Annotated in this window: 12 protein-coding genes; 7 read left to right on the top strand and 5 right to left on the bottom strand. The window is 73.0% G+C overall.

The features are described from left to right. Positions 1–20 precede the first annotated feature (20 nt). Together IPG72_05080 and IPG72_05075 are read right to left on the bottom strand one after the other, a co-directional pair. Complete coding sequence (locus IPG72_05080) at positions 21–1607, bottom strand: B12-binding domain-containing radical SAM protein (protein MBK6768395.1); 1587 nt, start codon at positions 1605–1607, stop codon at positions 21–23. A gap of 24 nt (positions 1608–1631) precedes the next feature. After that, positions 1632–2960, bottom strand: a complete 1329-nt coding sequence (locus tag IPG72_05075; protein ID MBK6768394.1) for a hypothetical protein — start codon at positions 2958–2960, stop codon at positions 1632–1634. 445 nt (positions 2961–3405) lie between these two features. On the opposite strand from IPG72_05075, the gene IPG72_05070 reads away from it, so the two are divergent. Both IPG72_05070 and IPG72_05065 read left to right on the top strand, forming a co-directional pair. Continuing rightward, positions 3406–4218 carry a CAP domain-containing protein gene (locus IPG72_05070; GenBank protein ID MBK6768393.1) on the top strand — a complete coding sequence of 271 codons (813 nt, stop codon included), beginning with the start codon at positions 3406–3408 and terminating at the stop codon, positions 4216–4218. Continuing rightward, a complete protein-coding gene (locus IPG72_05065; GenBank protein MBK6768392.1) occupies positions 4176–5672 on the top strand; it encodes a PQQ-dependent sugar dehydrogenase in 1497 nt (498 codons plus the stop codon). Before IPG72_05070 ends, IPG72_05065 begins: the two co-directional genes overlap by 43 nt. A gap of 10 nt (positions 5673–5682) precedes the next feature. On the opposite strand, the gene IPG72_05060 is transcribed toward IPG72_05065, so the two are convergent. Continuing rightward, on the bottom strand, positions 5683–6987 hold the full coding sequence (locus IPG72_05060) for an acyl-CoA/acyl-ACP dehydrogenase (protein MBK6768391.1): 1305 nt from the start codon (positions 6985–6987) through the stop codon (positions 5683–5685). Between the two features lie 231 nt (positions 6988–7218). Between IPG72_05060 and IPG72_05055 the strand changes: the two genes are divergently transcribed. From IPG72_05055 to IPG72_05035, 5 genes are all read left to right on the top strand, one after another. Beyond that, positions 7219–7905, top strand: coding sequence for a c-type cytochrome (locus tag IPG72_05055; protein ID MBK6768390.1), 687 nt, complete (start codon positions 7219–7221; stop codon positions 7903–7905). A gap of 8 nt (positions 7906–7913) precedes the next feature. Next, positions 7914–8945: a dihydrodipicolinate synthase family protein gene (locus IPG72_05050; GenBank protein MBK6768389.1), complete on the top strand. Its 1032-nt coding sequence runs from the start codon at positions 7914–7916 to the stop codon at positions 8943–8945. Between the two features lie 112 nt (positions 8946–9057). Beyond that, positions 9058–10959: a hypothetical protein gene (locus IPG72_05045; GenBank protein MBK6768388.1), complete on the top strand. Its 1902-nt coding sequence runs from the start codon at positions 9058–9060 to the stop codon at positions 10957–10959. A 135-nt stretch (positions 10960–11094) separates the two neighbouring features. Next, the gene (locus IPG72_05040) at positions 11095–11685 is read left to right on the top strand and encodes a disulfide bond formation protein B (GenBank protein ID MBK6768387.1); all 591 of its coding nucleotides are present in this window, start codon (positions 11095–11097) and stop codon (positions 11683–11685) included. A gap of 244 nt (positions 11686–11929) precedes the next feature. Continuing rightward, positions 11930–12337 (top strand): hypothetical protein, encoded by a 408-nt coding sequence (locus IPG72_05035; protein ID MBK6768386.1) that lies wholly within the window; start codon positions 11930–11932, stop codon positions 12335–12337. Between the two features lie 126 nt (positions 12338–12463). On the opposite strand, the gene IPG72_05030 is transcribed toward IPG72_05035, so the two are convergent. Continuing rightward, entirely contained in the window at positions 12464–13507 is a 1044-nt protein-coding gene (locus tag IPG72_05030; protein MBK6768385.1) for a 2-oxoacid:ferredoxin oxidoreductase subunit beta, read from the bottom strand. Between the two features lie 10 nt (positions 13508–13517). Then, positions 13518–15455, bottom strand: coding sequence for a 2-oxoacid:acceptor oxidoreductase subunit alpha (locus IPG72_05025; protein ID MBK6768384.1), 1938 nt, complete (start codon positions 15453–15455; stop codon positions 13518–13520). Positions 15456–15609 lie beyond the last annotated feature (154 nt).

The raw sequence follows: 15609 nt of genomic DNA, 5'->3' as shown, positions 1-15609 counted from the left end.
GCGGCGCCGCAAGTCCCCGATCACCCCGCCGAAGCCGACAGATCCGGCGGCGCCGACGGCGGCCGCACCGCCAGGCGCGTCGGCGCCGCGTTGCGGGCGGCCGCGGCGTCGGCGGCGAGGACGTCCCACGCGGCCATCGTCGCGTCCAGCTCGGCCCGGGCGGCGGCACGGAGGGAAGGCGCGTCCGAATCGCCGGCCGCCTCGGCGCGGGCGAGGGCATGTCGGGCGTCAAGCTCGCGGTGCAGCTGGGCGTGCAGCGTGCGATAGAAAGCGGTCGTGAACGTGCCTTGAAAGAGCATCGCCAGGTCCGTGCTGTCATGCCAATGGCTGCCGGCGGCGAGCTCGTCGGCGACGCGGAGGTGGAAGGGCGTGCCGGGCAGCGGGTAGCTGACCGAGACGCCGATCGAGTCAGGCACGACCGCGCGCACGAGGGCGGCGGTGGCCTCGACGTCGGCCCATTCCTCGCCGGGGTAGCCGAGCTGCAGGAAGAAGGCGACGCGGATGCCGCGGGCGCGCAGGCGAGCGGCAGCGGCCGGAACGTCGGCGGCGCGGATGCCCTTGTCCATGGCGTCCAGCACGAGCTGCGAGCCGCTCTCGACGCCGAGCCAGACCTCGACACAGCCGGCGCGCGCCAGGCCGTCCGCGGCGGCGTCGCTGATCAGATCGACGCGGCTCTGGATCGTGAACGGCACGTCGGCGCCGCGCGCGGCGACGGCCTCGCCGAAGGCCGCCGTCCACTCGGGACGCAGCCCGAAGATGTCGTCGGCGAACCAGACGTGGTCCGGCGCGTGTTCGCGCTTGAGCGCCGCCAGCTCGTCGGCGACGGCGTCCGGCGTGCGCATCGCGTAGCGCTGGCCCCAGATCGGTTTGGCGCACCAGTTGCAGTGGAACGGGCAGCCGCGCGTGCTGGCGGCGTTGACGGACCACTGGCCGTGCGCCGCTCGCCAGATGGCGCGGTAGGCGTCGAGGTCGACGAGATCGCGGGCCGGCGGCGGAAAGCGGTCGGGGACGCGTTCGGTCGGGCGGGGTGGGGTGCGGGCGAGGCCGCCGCCGGCGTCGGCGAGGACTAGGCCGGGCACGGCGGACAGGTCCGGGCGAACGACGCCGTGCGGCATGGAACGACGATCGTCGTCGAGCGCCGCCGCGTCGGTGTGGCCGAGCAGCGCCCGCACAGCTTCGACGATCGTCCAGTCGGCTTCGCCGTAGGCCACCGCGGCCGCGCCGGCGTCGAGGAACCGCTGCGGCGCGTCGCTGGCGTCGGACCCGGCGACGAGCGTCGGCAGGCCGCGGCGCGCCGCCATGGCGACCATCTGCAGCGCGGCATCGCGCATGACGGCCAGGCACATCTTGGAGTAGAAGTTGAAGCTGTCCTCGAACAGGACGACGAGCCGCGGGCGGTGGGCGTCCAGGGCGGCCTCGAACGCTTCCGGGCCATGGGCGATCATCGCGTCGAACAACGCCACGCTCCACCCCGCGTCCCGGACGGCTGCGGCGGCGTACAACGTGCCGAGGGGCGGGTACGGCCGCTGGAGCGCGGCCTGCTTGGGGTCGAGCGCCATGAACAGCGCGTGCCCGAAGAGGACATCGACCCCGCCGGCAGCGCTCATCGCTCCAGCCGGCGCCCCATGGGCCTACGGTGCGGCGCGGACATCGGCGCTGCGGAGCGAGAGGGGCAGGAAGATCCGCCCGCCCGCGGTGGACGGCGTCGTCGGCGACGGGACGGGGGTGGAGGACGGCGTCGTCGGCACGGGGGTCGTGGCGGTCGGGGCGGGCGTGGTGACGGTCGGCGCCGTGTCGGGCGTCAAGTCGATCGCGAAGCCGTCGGACAGATACCGCACGCCGTTGCCCTCGAGCCGCAGGCCGCCGTACACGAGGACGCGTTCACCCGCCGCATCCCACACCGCGCTCTGGCCGCTGCGCGCGTTCGGCGGCGTGCCGGCCGGCGTGATCGACTGCCACCGGGGGGCTGATGGGTCGCGGTAGTCGAGTGCCCAGGCGTCGGCCATCTCGCCGAGCGCGGGCGAGTAGCCGCCGTACAGGATCGCCCAGCCGGTGCTTCCGGCGAACGTCAGCGTCGCGCCGCTGCGGGCGCTCGGACCGGCGCCGGCCTGCGCCGCGACGTCCGACCACGCACCGGGCGCATCGAGCGCGGCCAGGTCCGCGCGCCAGAGGTGGGCGGTGGGGGTGGCGTCGGATCCCTGGCCGCCGAACGCGACGAAGTGGCCGGAACGCGGGTCGCGGTCCGCGGCCTGGAAGATGAGCTGGAACGGCACGGCCGGCAGCGGCTGCCACTGGGCCGTGTTCAGATCGTTCACGTCCAGCGCCCATGTGGCGGTCATGATGTCGCCCGAGCCGCTGAACTCGCCGCCGGCCGCGATGACGCGCCGGCGCGGCCCGTCGAAGGCCATGAGGCCGTTCGCCAGCGGGAGGGACTGGACGTCGGCGAGGCTCCGCCACGTGACCGCACCGCCGGCTGCCGGCCAAGCGGCGTTGTACGTGGTGGCACCCGTGCAGTGGCAGATCAGAAGCGTGGACGTCGCCGCAGCTCCGTCGTCGGAGATGCGCACGGCACGCGCGCCGACGAGACCACGGCCGGACAGTCCCGGCACGGGCCGGTCGCCGCTCTCGGCCAGCGTCGTCCATGCCTGCGGCAGCGCGAACGAGAGCGACCGCATCGCGTCCGGTGGCTGGAAGTCACCCTGCTCGCCGCCGATGAGCGTCATCGCGCGGCCGTCGATCACCGCGCCGTGGCCGCCGAGGGCGCGGTCGCCCGGGAGTGCCTGCCACGACACGCGGTCGAGGACGCCGGCTTGCGCCATGGCGGCGCCGAACGGGCGGGCGGCGGCGACTGCGATTGCGACGACGACAGCGACCGAGAGCACCTTGGCGACCGGCGCGAGCGTCGAGCGCGACGGGCGGCGGGCGATCGGCGCCCGCGCAAGGGAATGCGGATCGATCACGAAAAGCCTCCGGACATCGTGGCGTGGCGGGTGTGCCGGGCGCGGCGCATCCGGGCTGTCCGGGGCGCGGCGGTGGGGTTGCGGGGAGCCGCGACGCACCCGCAGGCGCATGTCGGGCCTGGGGCGGCGGGCGGGTCGATTGTAGGCGACGGGCCAGCCGGGTCGCAAGGGCGAACGCGAGCGGGGGCGCGGCGGGTTGCGCGGCGCAGCACGGCGCTCGGGTGGGTCGGCGACGCGGGCGACCCATTGACGCCCGGCCCCAACGCCATACAATGGGCCGCGTTGTCGCCCCGGAAACGCGGCGGCCGACCGCTCGGTAGGCAATCGGCGGTCGGCCAGACGGCTCCGCGACGGAGTTCGTCAGGAACGGGTGCGCGGTCCGCTTGGACGCGCCGCACCCTGGTCGCGTGGATGGGCAGCGATGCTGGCAGAGGAGCTGAAGTGCATGCGAAGCCGCATCCGGGCACGCGCCACGTGCGTGCCGCTGATGAAGTGGTCCGCCGCCGTCGCGCTGTTCTCATTCGCCGTCGCCGCCCCCCCCATCGCCCGCGCCGACGAAGCACCCGTCGAATCGCCCGCCCCGGCGGCCGTCGACCCCGCTGCCATCGCAGCCCCGGCCGTCGATGCGCTTGCCGTTCCAGCCGCCGCGGACGCCCATCCCCCCGCCGCCGCCCCCGACCCCGCGCCCGAGTTCGCGCAGCCGGCGCCGCCGGCCGAATGGACCGCACCCGACCTCGGCGCCGTCCTGGCCAACCCGGACTACGACGACCGCACGCGGCTCGAGCTCGAGATTCTCCAGCGCGTGAACGGCGTGCGCGCCGAGCGCGGCCTCGGCCCGCTGCAGCTCGACGACCGCCTCGTGGCGGCCGCTCGCCAGCACGCCGTCGACATGGCCTACCGCAACTTCTGCCGCCACCGCGGCTCGGACGGATCGCTGGCACGTGACCGGCTGCGCCGCAACGGGTACCCGTACAACAACTGGGCGGGCGAGAACATCCTGTGCGCGCGGCGCACGGCCGACGCCGCGCTGAAGTGGTGGATGAACTCGGCCCCGCACCGCGCGAACATCCTGCACGGGCACTTCACGCACATCGGCGTCGGGGTGAGCATGCTCGGCACGTACGGGCCGGACATGGTGCTCACGTTCGCGGCCGGCGACGGGCACACCGCCCTGCCCGGCGTGTTCGCGGCGCTGCGCGACGGCAACGTCGCCGGATGGATCAGCGCGACGCGCGAGCCGGAGCAGCGGCCACGTTAGTCGCACCGCTCGCCCGAGCCCATCGCGCCGCCGCCATCGCCGTATCGGTGCTGGCCGTCGCCGTGGTCGGCGGCACGGTCGCCGGTTGCGCGGCCGTCCGTCAGATCGCCATGCCCGCCGATCCGACGCCGGGTGCGCCCGGAGCGGTCGGCGCACCCGGCGAACGTCGCGACGGCGGGGGCACGGATGACGCGCGCCCGACCGACGAGGTGCGTGGGGCAGACGAGTTGCGGGCGGCGGATGTGGCGGCGACGTCGGCCGTGACGGCGTTGCTCCAGCCGACGGACGCGGCGACCTCCAGCGCGGTGGGGACGGCCACCCGCGCCCGGGGGACGCCGTTCGATCCCGACGAGACCCACGTATCGCTCGAAGCGATCGCCACGGGCCTTGACGAGCCGGTGCACGCCACGGGCGACGGCGTCGATGCGCAACGGTTGTACGTCGTCGAGAAGGCCGGGACGATCGAGATCGTCGACCTCGCGAGCGGCACCGTGGCGGACGCGCCGTTCGTCGACCTGTCGGACCGGGTGAACAGCCGCGCGTCCGAACAAGGGCTGCTGTCGGTGGCGTTCCATCCGGACTATGCCGCCAACGGCCGCCTGTTCGTGAACTACACGCGCCGCGACGGCGCGACGGTGGTCAGCGAGCTGGCCGCAGATGCCGACCGGCGGCGGGCCGACCCGGCCAGCGAGCGCGAGATCCTCGTGGTCGACCAGCCGGCCGCGAATCACAATGGCGGCCAGAACGCGTTCGGGCCGGACGGCTATCTCTACGTCGGGATGGGCGATGGCGGCGGGAGCGGCGCCGGGAAGAACGCCCATGACCCGTCGTCGCTGCTGGGCAAGGTGCTGCGGCTCGACGTCGACGGCCCGCCGGGGGGCTACCGGGTGCCGGCCGACAACCCGTTCATCGCCGGCGACCACCTGCCCGAGGTCTGGGCGGTCGGCCTGCGCAACCCGTGGCGCCTCAGCTTCGACCGCGCCACGGGCGATCTGTTCATCGCCGACGTCGGCGACAGCACGTACGAAGAGGTGAACTGGCAGCCGGCCGCGAGCCGCGGCGGCGAGGACTACGGCTGGCCGGACGTCGAGGGCGCCCACTGCCACGACGCCGACGACGGCGCCGGTGACAGCCTGGCCGCCTGCGACCCCGACGGCCGCACGACACGGCCCGTGGCCGAGTACCGCCACGAGGACGGCAACTGCTCGATCTCCGGCGGCCACGTCTACCGCGGCCGGCGCTACCCGGCGCTGGACGGCGTCTACTTCTATGCCGACTACTGCAGCGGCCGCCTCTGGGGCGCCTGGCGCGACGACCGTGGCCGGTGGCACGATGCGATGCTGACGGACAGCGACGCCGCGATCAGCGCGTTCGGGCAGGACGACGCGGGCGAGGTGTACGCGCTGGACATGGCGGGCGGGGCGGTGCTGCGGGTGGCGGCGGGCGGGCGGTAGGTCGGTTGCCCTATCGCCCTTCGTCCGGATCCACCCCCGCCTCGATCAACGCCCGCCGCCCGAGCAGCACGTGCACCGCGTCGTCGCTCGGCGGGTGGAACAGCCCGGCCTGTACGTCGCGCCAGTGCCGCTCGATCGGCAGCGCACGCCCCATCGCGGCGCCGCCGACGACGCGCACGGCCGCATCGACGACACTGCGGGCGTGGTTCGTGACGACGACCTTGGCCGCGACGATGTCGTCGCCGAGGGCGCGGCGGGCGTCGGCCGCGGCCGCTCGATCGCCCGCCCCGACGGCGCGGCCATCGGCCGGCGCGGCGCCGGGCCCAGCCGCATCGCCCGCCCACGCGGCGTCGTCCCACGCGCGCGCGACCGTCGTGAGGACGGTCGAGGCCGTTCGGCGGTCCAGCTCGGCCTCGCCCAGCCGCCGCTGGACGCCCTCGACGGTCGCCAGCGGCCGTCCGAGGGCGGTCGGGACGCGCGCGCCGGCGTAGCGGGCGGCGAAGTTCAACGCGGCGTCGGCGATGCCGAGGTAGACGGACGAGAGCAGGAGCGTGAACCAGGCGTTCGCGTTCGAGGCGTTCGGATCGGGCGCCAGCGCGCTCTGGCGATAGAGCAGCGCGTCCTCGGGCACGACGACGCCTTCGAGGACGATGTCGTCGCTGCCCGTGCCGCGCATGCCGAGCGGGTCCCACGTGGACTCGATGCGCACGCCGTCGCCGCGGGGCACGAGAAACCGGCCGATGCCCTCGAACGCCTCGGCGCCTTCGACCGCCGCCGGGATCACGAAGGCGTCGAGCGCCGGCGACAGGCTGGCGAACGTCTTTCGCCCGTCGATCCGCCAACCGTCCGCCACGCGCCGCGCCGTCGTCTTGGGGAGCCCGCCGCGGCTTGGGCTGCCGAGCTCGGGCTCCGAGGCGCACGCGTTCACCCACACGCCGCGGCCGACGACATCCGCGCACAACCGCGCAAACGCATCGCCGGCCCATTGCCCTCCGGCCGCCGCGGCGCCGATCGTCTGGGTGTGCATGGCCACCGCCAGCGCGGTCGACGCGTCCCCCGCCGCCAGCCGCCGATGCGCATCGACGGACGCGCCGAGGCCGGCGCCGAGGCCGCCGAGCGCCGCCGGCACGGCCAACCGCGGCCAGCCGATCGCGCAGAGCGCCGCGACGTGGTCGGCGGCGAACGTGCCGGCGCGGTCGTGGGCGGCGGCGCCGTGGGCGAAGCGGTCGGCAAGGGCGGTGGCGAGGGCCGGGGCGCTGCGCAGCGTGAGGACTGGAAGGTCGGCGACGAGGGCCGATGGGGTCGTGGCGTTCACGCCAGGGAGTGTAGCGCGACTGCGTGCGTTGGAGCGGCCGGCGGCGCGGTCCGGTTCACGTCGCCCGCACGACGACCTCGCCGGCCTTGATCGACCCATGCTCGCCGGATAGAGTGTGTTCGCCGCACACGGTATGCAGCCGCGTCGCCTCGCCCGACGCGACTTCGTTGAGCCGGGCGTGGCCTCGCGTCGCCTGAAGTCCGATCACCCCGCCCCTTCCCCGGAGCCCACATGCGCCCCACGCGCCTCATCGCCCTCGTCCTGACCACCGTCCTCCTCATCGTCGGTATCGCCGTCCTGCTCCGGCGCCGGGCGTACGTCGACGGCCCGCCCGACGATCCGAAGGTCCAAGCAGCGGCCGCCGCGGATTACGTCAAGTTCTGCGCAGTCTGCCACGGCGTGGACGGGCGCACCGTCGAGGGCAGCATCGCGCCGAATCTGGCCAGCGACGACCTGTTGGCCCTCGCCAGCGACGACTTCCTGCGCGCCGCGATCGTCCATGGTCGCCCGGGTCGGGAGGGGATCGGCGCCAAAGGCGTAAAGATGCAGGCCTACGGCAACGGCGCAACCCCGCTCGACGACGACCGGATCGACGCCATCGTGCGGCACGTCCGGATGTGGCAGAGAGCCGAGCCCGTGCCGCTCGACGACGACTACCGGGCCGCCGGCGACGTGGCGGTCGGCGAGGCCGTCTACACGCGCGAGTGCTCGTCGTGCCACGGTGCAGGCGGCTGGACGGACGAGGCACCGCGCCTGGCCGGCGCCGTCTTCCAGGCCGCCGCGTCGGACGACTTCATCCGCCAGACCATCCGGCGCGGCCGTGCCGGCACCGCCATGCGCCCGCTCGCCCTTTCGCCCTCGGAGGAGGACGCCCTCATCGCCTACATCCGCACGTTCTCCCCGACGCCCCCAAGGTAGGGCGCACGATGGATGCGACGCCACCGCTCCCGCTCCGCGGCGTCCTCGCCGCCCTCCCGACGCCGTTCGACGCCGCCGGCGCCCTCGCCCCCGCCGCCGTCGGGCCGCTCCTCGACCTGGCCGCCGGGAGCGGCTGCCACGGGGCGCTCCTCGCCGGCTCGACCGGCGAAGGCCCGTCATTGACGCTCGATGAGCGGATCGCGCTCGTGGCCGCCGCCGCCCGCTGGCGCGCCGCCCGTCCGATCGACGCGCCGCCGTTCCTGATCCTGTGCGGCACCGGCCACCCTGCCTGGCCCGACGCCGCGCACGCGACAGCCGCCGCCGTCGCGGCCGGGGCCGACGCGGCCGTCGTCGTCCCGCCGTACTACTTCAAGGGTGTGGACGATGGCGGGCTGATCGACTGGTACCGGCGGGTGGTCGACGGTGCGGGCGATCGGCTCGCGCAGGGCGCCGCAGCCCCGCGGTCCGGCAGCGACAGCAGCGACGGCATCGAAGGGCCACGCATCCCGAGGCCGCGCATCCTCCTGTACGACATCCCCCGCCACACCGGCGTCCCGATCCCCAACGCCGTCCTGCGCGCCCTCGTCGACGGCTACGGCCCGCACGGCCCGATCGTCGGTCTCAAGGACTCCACCGCCGACCGGGACGCGACGCTGCACCGGATCCGCGCGCTGCCGGAGCTGGCGATCTTCACCGGCACCGACTCCCACCTGTCCGAGGTGCTGGCGGCCGGTGGAGCCGGGGCGATCACGGCCTTGGCGTCCGTGCGAGGCGACCTGTTGCGCCGCGTCTGGGCCAGCGCCATGACGGCAGCCGATGATCCGCGGACGGCGCAAGCGGCGCTCGACGCGGCGCGCGACGCCCTCGACGCACGGCCGGCCGTCGCCGCCCTGAAGGCCGCCCTCGCCCTGCGGCTCGGCGGCGACACGTGGCACGCCCGGCCGCCGCTCGTCGATCTACCCGCGGCGGACGGACGGGCGTTCAGCCAAGCGCTGGCGCAGATCGGCGCCGCCGTGGACGCAGCCGCAGGGCAAGGGTAGGGCGATGGCGGATCCGCGCAACGGGACGATCCAACAGCGGTCCGGACGACGGTCCGGACGAGGGTCCGGTCAACGGTCCGGTCGATGGTCCGCGCCGCTTTCCACGCGGGCCGTGGCCGCTGTTGTTCTCGGGCTCGTCGGAAGCGGCGCCACGCGTGCCGCCGCCGATGCCGACGTCGCGGCAGAGGCGGCAGCGATTGCCGGTACGGAAGTGAGTGCCGGTGCGGCAGCGGTGTGGGCAGTGGTGGACACCGTTCGTCCGGGCTTCCTGCCGCCGCCCGGCGGCGTCGTCCGTCCGGTCGACCTGGCGGTGGTGCCCGACGGCGGGTTCATCGTCGTGGACGACACCCTCCAGCGGGCCGAACGGTACGACGCTGCCGGCGGCGTCGTGGTCGGCTACGGCGGCGTGCCGGGCGACGGGGCGTTCATCGAGGCGCCGATCGGGGTGGCGGTGGATCCGGCGCGGTCCAGGGTGTACGTCTCCGACGCCGTTGGGCGCAAGGTGCTGGCGTTCGATCTCGGCGGTGGGCTGCAGGCGGCGTGGGCCGGGTTCGCCCAGCCCGAGGCGGCAACGGTCGGACAGGACGGGCGGTTGTATGTCTACGATCGGCCGAAGGCGGCGCTGGCCGTCCGGCGCCCGGACGGGACGGCCGAAGCGGAGATCACGGTCCAGCGCGCGCTCTCGTTCTCCTCCGAGCTGCCGAGCGGCCTGGCGACGAGCGGGCGCGGGACGCTGTTCTTCGCGGCCGAGAACCCGGTGGCGAATGCGGCCAACGTGCTGTACGAGTTCTCCGCCGACGGCGCGGTCATCCCGCCGCGAACGCAGCTCCGGTGGCGGATGCGGGACATCAGCTTCGACGCAGCCGGCGAGATGTTCGTCCTGGACTGGACGAACCGCCGGATCGTCAGCCGCATCGACCGGCAACGGGGCGAGATCGGCCGGGCCTGGCCCGTCGCCGGCTTCCCGGTGGCGATGGCCGCCCGCGCGCCCGACGAGGTCTTCCTCCTGTACGGCGCCTCGCCCGCCGCCCCGGCGGCCGTCGCCGTCGTCGAAGGCGGGCGTGAGGTGCGCCGGCTGCCGCTGCCCCGCCCCGCCGGCCGCTGGTTCGGACCGCCGCTGCGGCTGCAGGTCGATGGAACCGGCCGCGTGTGGGTCATCGACGAGCTCGAGCGCGCCGTGCGTCTGACACCCGATGGCCAGGCGGGCGACACCCAGTTCACGCTGCACGGCCTGCAGGAGATCGTGCCCCTCGGCGACGGGTCGACCGCCGTCGTCATCCGCACGCGCAGCTCGTCGTCCAACGACGCCCCCGACGACCGCGACGCCCCGCCGCCGGGCATCCGCCGGGTGAGCTTCGAGCGCTACGGCGTGCGTCCGGGCGCCGACCCGGGCATCGACCTGGCCACCGCCGTCACCCGCACGTTCGACACGGACGTCACCGCGTCGGACACGATCGTCGCCGCCGCCAGCGCGCCCGACGCCGACGGCCGGGGCGCCTGGGTGCTCGATCGCGGCACGTCCCGGCTGCACCACGTCGTTCCCGGTATGTCGAACACGATCGACGTTGCGACGACGCCGTTGCCCGAGGCGAGCAGCGCGCTGGAATACCGCGACGTCGTGGCGCTGCCGGGCGGCCGGATCGGCGTGCTGCACGGCCCGACGAAGCGACTGCTGGTCCTCGACCCGGGTGCGGGTGCACTGGACGCCGTGGCGCTGGACGTCGAGAGCGCCCTTCGCATCGCGGCGCTGCCGGACGGTCGGTTGGCCGTGCTCGCGGGCAGCGACGACGTCGTGATCCTGGCCGCCGACGGCCGCCGCGAGGCCGTCGTGCCGCTGCCGCGCCCCGCCGGAGCGGGCAACGAGCCGGCCAGCGACATCGCCGCCGGGCCGGACGGGACGGTGTACGTGGCGGATCGGCTGGACCGGGCGGTGTACGTGTTGCGGGCGGGGGCCGTGCAGCCGAACCGGACGGGGGTGTACTTGCCGTGGGTCGGGGACGAGGCGGCGCGGTAGGGGCAAAGGGATGGGGATTTGGGGCCGCTGGGGCCGTTGCGGCGTCGGGGAGAGAGGCTGCCTCGAGCACCGCTATAATCGTCCCCCGAACGCGCCCCGCCGTTCCGAACGATTCCCTTCCCAGGAGCCCTCGCCATGACGGACAGCGCCACGGCAACGCACGATGCGGCTGCCACGCCGGGCATCGCCGATCAGCTCGACAGCGCGATCCGGCGCTACGGTCTACACGCCGCACTCGTCGTCGCGCTCACGGCGCTCGTCGGCAGCCTCTACTTCAGCAACATCCGGGGCTACACGCCGTGCGTGCTGTGCTGGTACCAGCGCATCTTTATGTACCCGCTGGCCTTCATCCTGGCGATCGGCATCGGCGTCCGCGACCGCCGCGTCGCGCGTTATGTCATCCCGTCGGCGCTCGTCGGGACGGCCGTCGCCGTGTACCACGTGCTGCTCCAGAAGACGAACTGGCTGCCCGAGACACCGGCCTGCAAGGTTTCGGTCCCGTGCAGTTCGGACTACATCTACTGGCTCGGCTTCATCACGATCCCGGTCCTGTCGCTCACCGCGTTCGTGCTCATCCTGATCTTCGTCTCGTCCACGCTCACGCAGGCGGCGGAGTTCGAGCCGGCGTGGGGCGCACGACCGTGGCGGCGGGTGGCGGCGATCGTCATCGGGACGGTGATCGTGTTCGGGGTGCTCTGGGCGCTGGATGGCAAGGCGGTGATGTAGGTTGGGGCGATGCACGCTGCGCCCGCCGCTGCCACGGAACTCGATCTGCGGGTGGAGTGGCGTGTCGAAGCCCCGCTCACGCGGCACGGCGACGATACGGTTGAGGACCCGCACGGCGGCCCCCCCACCTTGGCCCCACCCGCCCTTCGCACTACACTCAGCGGCGGACAGGGGGGAGACGGCCGACGTGCGGGTGCCTCCCTCGCCTCGTATCGCACGACCCAACACATGAGGAGGACCACCCGTGAAGCGACCTTCGCTCGCGGCCGCGGCCGTCGGCGTGGCCGCCGTGCTGGCCATGGCCAGCCTGAACGGCCCGCCCGCCACCCAGGCCGCCGGCACCGCGCCGTTCCAGGCCACGCTGCCGCCGCCCGCGCCCACCGCCACCAACGTCGGCATGCCGCCGGCGCCGACTGAGGTGCCGCAGACCGGACAGGTCTGTCAGTTCATCGTGAACAAGGTGCCCGCCCAGGTCATCGCCAGCGCGCTGGCCAACCCGGATGCGGTGTACGGCTTCAACCGGCCCCGCAATCCAAACGTGGCGGTGAGCTATCCGTTGAACCCGCGGCGGGTGTACCTGAGCCTGTGGAACCCGCACGTGCACTTCCACCCGATGTTCAACTCGTTGAAGTGGGTGGCGGGCTGCCCGTAGGACGGGTGTTGGGCGCCGCCGGGACAAACGGGAAGGGGCGGGTCTGAGACCCGCCCCTTCCCGTTTGTCGATGGGTTATCGGTCGTAACGGCGACGATGAAACCGTCGGCGGCGGGGAGGCGCGGCCTAGTGCAGGCCGTTGCGGGCGGAGACCACCCAGCTCTCGTTGGACGCCACGAGATCCTCGAGGCTGCCCGGCCCCATCTTGGCCGCTGCGTCGCGCCCCTGCTGGATGACCTGGTGCTCGTAGACCGGCTTGTCGACGGAGCGCAGGACGCCGAGCGGCACCGGGAACTCCGGCAGCGTCATCCGGCTGACGAGGTAGTGATAGCCCACCTGCGCCCGCTCGTCGTGCGTCAGGAGCGAGTCGGCCGGCACGTCGGCGACGTTCACGACCTCGGGCTGGAGGCCGTTCAGGCGGATGCCCTTGTCGCGCGCCGCGCCGAAGACGAGCGGCTGGCCGTGGACGAGCTCGAGCGTGTGCTCGGCGCGGGTCTTGGCGTTGGCCACGTCCTCCCAGGCGCCGTCGTTGAAGATGTTGCAGTTCTGGAACACCTCGACGAACGACGTCCCCTTGTGCTCGACGGCGCGCTTGATCACTTCGCCCAAGTGCTTCGTGTGGACGTCGATCGAGCGCGCGACGAACGTCGCCTCGGCGGCCAGCGCCACGGACAGCGGGTTGAAGCCCTGCTCCACCGAGCCCATGGGTGAGGACTTCGTCTTGTGGCCGGGCAGGGAAGTCGGGGAGTACTGGCCCTTCGTCAGGCCGTAGATCCGGTTGTTGAACAGGATGATGTTCAGGTCCACGTTCCGCCGCAGCGTGTGGATCAGGTGGTTGCCGCCGATCGAGAGGCCGTCGCCGTCGCCGGTGATGACGAAGACCGTCAGGTCGGGGTTGGCCAGCTTGAGGCCGGTGGCCAGCGTCGGGGCGCGGCCGTGGATGCTGTGAACGCCGTACGTGTTCATGTAATACGGGAACCGGCTCGAGCAGCCGATGCCCGACACGAACACGACGTTCTCGCGCGGGATGCCGCACTCCGGCAGGACCTTCTGCATCGTCGCCAGGATCGCGTAGTCACCGCAACCGGGGCACCACCGCACGGCCTGGTCGGTGACGAGGTCGGCTTTCGTCATGGGCACGGGCTGAAGCGGGATCGTTTCGGTCGTCATATCGAACCTCCTAGCCCAAGATCTCGTCGATCTTGGCGCGGATCTCGGAAATGCGGAACGGCTGGCCCTGCAGCTTCTCGAGCTGGATCACCGGCTTCAGGAAACGGCCCTGGATGAGGAGCGCCAGCTGGCCGCCGTTCAGCTCGGGCACGAGCACCTGCTTGTAGCGGCCGAGCACGGCGGCCAGGTTGCGCGGGAACGGGTTCAGGTAGCGGACGTGCGCGTGGGCGACGGACTTGCCCTGTGCGTTCGCCTGGATGACCGCCTGGCGCAGCGCGCCGAACGTGCCGCCCCAGCCGAGAACCAGCAGGTCGCCGGACTCGGGCCCGTACACGTCCTGCTCGGGCAGGTAGTCCGCCAGGCCCGCCACCTTCGCCCGACGCTCGTCGTTCATCTGCTGGGTATGGATCGGGTCGTAGCTGACGTTGCCCGTACCGGGCTCCTTGGACAGTCCGCCGATGCGGTGCTCGAGACCCGGCGTGCCGGGCAGCGCCCATGGCCGCGCCATCGTTTCGGCGTCGCGCGCGAACGGCAGGAAGCCCGTGCCGTTCAGGCCGATCGCGGTCGGATGGCCGATCTGGATCGGCGCCATCGCGTTCACGTCGGGGATCCGCCACGGCTCGGCGCTGTTGGCCAGGTAGCCGTCGGAGAGCACGATGACGGGCGACATGATCCGCGCGGCCAGCCGGAACGCCAGGACCGTGATGTCGAAGCACTCGCCGGGTGTCGCCGGCGCCAGGATCGGCAGCGGGCTCTCGCCGTTGCGGCCGAACATCGCCTGCAGGAGGTCGGACTGCTCGGTCTTCGTCGGCGAACCCGTGCTCGGACCGCCGCGCTGGACGTCGACGATGACCATCGGCAGCTCGAGGACGAGCGCCAGGTTCATCGCCTCGCTCTTGAGCGCCAGGCCCGGGCCGCTGGTGCCCGTCACCGCGAACGCGCCGCCGAACGCCGCGCCGATCGCCGCCCCCATCGCGGCGATCTCGTCCTCGGCCTGGAACGTGCGGACGTCGTAGTTCTTCAGGGCGGCCAGGCTGTGGAGGATGTCGCTGGCCGGTGTGATCGGGTAGCTGCAGTAGACGAGCGACTTGTCGGCCAGCACCGCCGCCGCGACGAGGCCGATCGCGACCGCCTCGTTGCCGGTGATCTTGCGGTACTGTCCCGCCGCCAGGTTGGCGGGGGGGATGTGGAAGCGGCGCTGGAACGCTTCGGTCGTCTCGCCGAAGTGGTAGCCGGCCATCAGCGCACGGCGGTTCGCCTCGAAGATCGCCGGCTTCTTGCCGAACTTCTCCTCGATCCATTGAAGCGTGTTGTCCAGCGGCCGGTCGTAGATCCAGAACGAAAGACCGAGCGCGAAGAGGTTCTTCGAGCGGTCCATGTCCTTCGTCGTGAGGCCTTCGATGTCCTTGAGCGCGTCCCGGTTCAGCCGGGTGAGCGGGACGGGGTGGATCTTGTAGCCCTTCAGGCTGCCGTCCTCGAGCGGGTTGGTGGCGTACGCCGCCTTCTTCAGGTTGGAGGCATTGAACTCGTCCGTGTTCACGATGATCGTGCCGCCCGGGACGAGCTCGGACAGCGCGCTCTTCAGCGCGGCGGGGTTCATCGCCACCAGGACCTGCGCGGCATCGCCCGGCGTCAGGATGTCGAGGCTGCTGAAGTGGACCTGGAAGCCCGAGACGCCGGCCAGCGTGCCGGCCGGCGCCCGGATCTCGGCCGGGAAATCGGGCATCGTGCTGATGTCGTTGCCGACGACGGCGGCCGTGTTCGTGAACTGGGTGCCGGTCAGCTGCATGCCGTCGCCGGAGTCGCCGGCGAAGCGGATGATGACGGAATCGACCTCATCGATGTTCGGCGCGCCGATGGCGGGGGCTTCGGCCACGGCGCTGGCGGCCGCCCCGTTTGGGGCATGCGAACCGGCGGCATGCGAACTGGGGGCATGCGGATCGGACATGTGCTTACCACTCCTGGCGGCGACGGACGAGGCGAACGGCGCCGCCGGCGAAGGCCACACGCAAAGGCCGCGCCGCGCCCGTCATCGGGCGGGTCACGGCCAAGAAGGAGGCGCGTGGTCGCGAATGTAGGTGTTGCAGGCCATTATAGGCCAC

Origin of the sequence: Candidatus Avedoeria danica (assembly GCA_016703025.1) — a bacterium.
GTDB lineage: Bacteria > Chloroflexota > Anaerolineae > Epilineales > Epilineaceae > Avedoeria > Avedoeria danica.
This window is presented reverse-complemented; position numbering and strand designations above follow the sequence as displayed.

Bases quoted from the DNA above. Each gene is read 5' to 3' on its own strand.
- IPG72_05050 (MBK6768389.1), top strand. From the start codon at position 7,914: ATGGATGCGACGCCACCGCTCCCGCTCCGCGGCGTCCTCGCCGCCCTC.
- IPG72_05070 (MBK6768393.1), top strand. From the start codon at position 3,406: ATGCGAAGCCGCATCCGGGCACGCGCCACGTGCGTGCCGCTGATGAAG.
- IPG72_05080 (MBK6768395.1), bottom strand. From the start codon at position 1,607: ATGAGCGCTGCCGGCGGGGTCGATGTCCTCTTCGGGCACGCGCTGTTC.
- IPG72_05030 (MBK6768385.1), bottom strand. From the start codon at position 13,507: ATGACGACCGAAACGATCCCGCTTCAGCCCGTGCCCATGACGAAAGCC.
- IPG72_05025 (MBK6768384.1), bottom strand. From the start codon at position 15,455: ATGTCCGATCCGCATGCCCCCAGTTCGCATGCCGCCGGTTCGCATGCC.
- IPG72_05055 (MBK6768390.1), top strand. From the start codon at position 7,219: ATGCGCCCCACGCGCCTCATCGCCCTCGTCCTGACCACCGTCCTCCTC.
- IPG72_05040 (MBK6768387.1), top strand. From the start codon at position 11,095: ATGACGGACAGCGCCACGGCAACGCACGATGCGGCTGCCACGCCGGGC.
- IPG72_05065 (MBK6768392.1), top strand. From the start codon at position 4,176: ATGGATCAGCGCGACGCGCGAGCCGGAGCAGCGGCCACGTTAGTCGCA.